Source organism: Desulfatibacillum aliphaticivorans DSM 15576 (assembly GCF_000429905.1).
Classification (GTDB): Bacteria; Desulfobacterota; Desulfobacteria; order Desulfobacterales; family Desulfatibacillaceae; genus Desulfatibacillum; species Desulfatibacillum aliphaticivorans.
The window spans coordinates 1-4101 of sequence record NZ_AUCT01000053.1 but is presented as its reverse complement, the minus strand read 5'-3'; the positions used below and the strand labels follow the sequence as shown (position 1 = coordinate 4101).

At 45.9% G+C, this 4101-nt stretch carries 4 protein-coding genes; all 4 read left to right on the top strand.

What is annotated here, in order from left to right:
* A partial coding sequence (locus tag G491_RS32615) for an RHS repeat-associated core domain-containing protein (RefSeq protein WP_035220237.1) occupies positions 1-858 on the top strand: 858 nt, incomplete at its 5' end.
* A gap of 22 nt (positions 859-880) precedes the next feature.
* Positions 881-1147: a hypothetical protein gene (locus G491_RS0125915; protein ID WP_157468593.1), complete on the top strand. Its 267-nt coding sequence runs from the start codon at positions 881-883 to the stop codon at positions 1145-1147.
* Between the two features lie 1040 nt (positions 1148-2187).
* Complete coding sequence (locus tag G491_RS36465; RefSeq protein WP_157468591.1) at positions 2188-3555, top strand: RHS repeat domain-containing protein; 1368 nt, start codon at positions 2188-2190, stop codon at positions 3553-3555.
* Positions 3556-3595: 40 nt separating this feature from the next.
* Positions 3596-4015, top strand: a complete 420-nt coding sequence (locus G491_RS34695) for an NTF2 fold immunity protein (RefSeq protein WP_051327532.1) — start codon at positions 3596-3598, stop codon at positions 4013-4015.
* The last annotated feature ends 86 nt before the right edge of the window (positions 4016-4101 follow it).

Below are 4101 nucleotides of genomic sequence, written 5' to 3'. Positions count from 1 at the left end.
GACGCCAGGCATTATGATCCCGCCATCGGCCGGTTCATCAGCCCGGATTCTTTGATACCCAATCTATACGATCCCCAACAGCTCAACCCCTACGCCTACTGCAGCAATAACCCGCTGATTTATGTTGATCCGACGGGGCATAATAAAACGGTTGGTAAAGCAGCAGCATACGGTTTTTTAAGCGGAGCACTTTTCAGTATGGCTGATAATTTAGCCGCTTTGTGTTACGGTGATATGGGGACAATGGAGTATCTCAGCGATGCCTTGGTAAGTGGTTCTCTTGCAGCTGGTGCCACTGCGGTCGGTACTACGACAGGGACAGTCGGTACTGTGGCCGCTGGAGGCACAGGAAATGTATTAAATGATACTTATCAATCAGCAAAAAAAGGAACATTAGGGGATACAACAAAGACAGATGTCCTTAAGTCATTCTGTCTTGGAGGAGCTATAGCGGGTTCTACAACAGTGGGAAATCGATTTGGAAATCGTTTAGGGCTGACTAAAGAAAAAGCGTTGGCAAAACAGATGGCTGATGTGAGAGGTTATTTCAATAAAGAAAAAGCAACGGTTTTCCGTAGTTTAAAAGAAGAATTTGGGATTTTGATGGGGTTTGCAGTGCAAGGCACACCTCTTGAGGAAAAAGTTAATGACCTCTTTTCAAATAAAAAGAAGGAAGATAAGGAAGATGATGCAGATGATGTTTTCTCCAAGGAAGATGGTGCTGGCACTTTTGGTATAAATGGAGATTCAACAAATTCCGTGAATGCCGCTTCTGAGCACAGTTCCGCAAGAGATTCTGGAGATACGGACGAAGACGCAGCAGATTCTATTGATTCTTTGGATAGCGAATCTCCTTGAAACATCATATGTTGAATTTCTAATGGAAAGCCAACTAACTCCATCGCTTTTGGGGGCTATGATGATTAAAATTAAAATAATTAGCTTAATTGTCTTCATATTAGGCATATATGAGATATTCTATGCAATTTTTAATTGGCAAAAATATAATAGAGAGCATGACTATTTTAATACTGACTCCTTTCGAAAAAATATAAAGATGAAGGATAGGCAAATAAAGGCAGATTTGATTCAAGGAATTGCTTCCGTTTTGATTGCTCTTTTTTTGTGGTTTTGTATAGCAAGTTGAAAATTCCCCAATTTGAAGGGTTCTGGGGGACATCCTATAATGTCTCCTGTCAAGGGTGATTTTGACTTTTTATATTTCCTATAAAATCAAGCAGATATCAACTTGCCATTTTTTCTGGGTTCCGGGGGACGTCCCTTAAGAGATTCTTCGGGACGTCTTTGATTATTCCACTAACTTTGAATCTTATTGAAATCAAGTGTTATTTTTCGATCAAGTTGGCATGGATGGCGGACGAATTTGCTATAACCAAGGCGGCGAGACGGGAGGAAATGCCGTTGGTTTGTAAGCATTGCCCACTCGGACAAGTTGCAGGCTATCAACGATCTTTTCGGTTGAATAAAATGCCGCTTCACGATCCCGGCAGTATGAAGCAAGGACGCTGCCAAGGCTGCCCAAATGCGTTGGAAACGCGTCCTCCCAAATATCCTTCATGGCGTCGGATTGCTCCGCATGAAGGGATGGGCACATGGCGCGTTTATCATGAAATTTTAACCCCGTCTTGTCCGGAACCCTTATCCTGGCTCCGCGTAATCCGACCTACAAGTCGCCTTACGATTTCGGCGGAATGCGCCCTTTCCATGGCTTCTCAAAATACCCAAAGTCAAAGACCCTGGATTCCCGATAGGGACGCTCGGGAATGACGGGCAAAAAGCCTGGACAGGCACGGGGGCCTGTAGCTACAAGAGCCAGGAATTCTGGGGGACGTCCCTTACTAAGTCACTAACTTTATATCTTTTTGAAATCATGGGTTATTTTTAGATAAATTGTCTTGATTAAGAGGGGATTGGGGGCAAATAGGGCGCCGGGGAGGATGGAAATGCCATTGGTTGGTAAGAATTGCCAACGGGGACAAGTTCCAGGCTATCCACGAACTCTTCGGTTGAACAAAATGTCGCTGTGCGACCCTGGCAGGATACGGCTCTGCCAGGGCTACCCAAAAAAGGCGCCGGCTGACGAGCGAGGCGTCCACCACGGGCTCCATGGCCTGGACCTACGACTCCATAGGCAACATCCTGACCAAATCCCAGGACGGATCGTCCATGACCTACGCCTACAACAGCGTCACCCATAAGCTGGATGCGGTCACGGCCGGCGGAACCGTATATAACTACTCCTACGACGCCAACGGCAATATCACGGCGTGCCCCAAGTTAGAAGGGGCCGGCAGCATCAGCGCCACCCTGGCCATTGACTATAACGTGGACAACATGCCAACCCAGGTGGTGAAATCCGTGTCCGGCCAGACGGACGTGACCACCAATTTTTATTACGACGGAAACGGCGCCCGGGTTCGTAAGGAAGTCGTCGGCGAAAGCACGACCTTTTACGCAAGCCAATTCTATGAAGTTAAAAATGGAGTGGCGACCAAGTATATCTTCGGCGCGGACCGGCGCATCGCCAAGATCACGGACGGCGAGGGCATCCAGTATTTTTCCAAGGATCACCTGGGAAGCTCCACCGTGGTGACGGACGACTCCGGCGCCGTGGTGGAACAGGCCGATTACCGGCCCTTCGGCGAGGACCGCTTTTACACCGGTTCCGTGGCAACGCCCACGCCCTACAAATACACGGACCAGGAACTGGACGAGTCCACGGGCCTTTACAATTACGACGCCAGGCATTATGATCCCGCCATCGGCCGGTTCATCAGCCCGGATTCTTTGATACCCAATCTATACGATCCCCAACAGCTCAACCCCTACGCTTATTGCAGCAATAATCCGTTGAGGTATACTGATCCTACAGGGAATAAAGCGGGAACCCCTTTTTCCCACCCTGACATGGCAATGCGTGACTTCGCAATATGTTATAATGGCATTTCCATCAATATTGGAAGAGAACTTGAAACCCAAGTTTTCTGTGTCAATAATTATGGTGATAAGAAGGAGTATGTTTATACCACTCCGATGGTTAATAAAGCGACTACAGGAACAATTGAAATTGAAGCTGGACAACATGTCGAAAAGCTGATTCATACTCATGGAGAGTATCTTCCTGGTACTGACGAAGGGGTTTCGCCCGGGGACAAGACAGCTGCAGAAAACCTTGAAGAAAGCCCACTTAAACCAGGTGTAAAATTAAATGCAGAGATAGTTGCAGTAGACCCTGATGGGTCAATGCAAGGTTTTAATCCCAAGACAGGGATAATACGGGACTTCAATATCCCAGAGATACCAAGCGACCCTAAACATCCAAATAGAAAAACAAAAGTTGATCCGAAAAAATTTAGTGAAGACCCTATTAAATTAGAGGATTTGGATTGGACTCGTGTTACCGGAAACGCTCATGAAATACCCCAGTGGGCCGAAGATCTGAGAGATGCGGAATCCACTGATGAAACTGGAGGAAACAATGGCAGTGGGAAGGATGATGATTATCCTTCACCTGGAGTAGGGGCTTCATTTTAGCCGAAATCTCTGTCGACTTTCATTGCAAAGAGGTGCAAAAATGAACATCAAGCAAAGCGAGCGAGTGTCAAGTTTTGTTAGGATTACTATTTTAGTTGCTATTGTAAGTGTCTATAGTTTTTTGCCAGGTAGAAATATTCAGGCTGAGACCATTCAAAATTTAGGGCATCATAGGAATATCTACGAAAAGTTAGAGAAGAATGGCCATATACCAGAAGAGGGCATAGTTCCCGATGCAGAAACAGCTATCAGAATTGCAGAGGCTGTTTGGCTTCCGATATATGGCGATAGTATTTTAGAAAAAAAGCCTTTTGTGGCTGTTTTAATCGGTGAGGATTGGTTTGTTTATGGAACTTTGCCCTCTCCCCCTAAACCTACAGTTGCGTACTTTGGCGGCATCCCTTATATAAGAATAAGAAAAGCAGACGGAAAAATTCTTGGAGTAATTCATACAAAATAGAAAGTTGGACTTTCTTGGGGACGTCTTGACTTTCTTTGTTCTTGGGGACGTCCCTGATTAATCCACTAACTCAATGTGTTCTTGGG

Bases quoted from the DNA above. Each gene is read 5' to 3' on its own strand.
- G491_RS36465 (WP_157468591.1), top strand. From the start codon at position 2,188: ATGACCTACGCCTACAACAGCGTCACCCATAAGCTGGATGCGGTCACG.
- G491_RS34695 (WP_051327532.1), top strand. From the start codon at position 3,596: ATGAACATCAAGCAAAGCGAGCGAGTGTCAAGTTTTGTTAGGATTACT.
- G491_RS0125915 (WP_157468593.1), top strand. From the start codon at position 881: ATGGAAAGCCAACTAACTCCATCGCTTTTGGGGGCTATGATGATTAAA.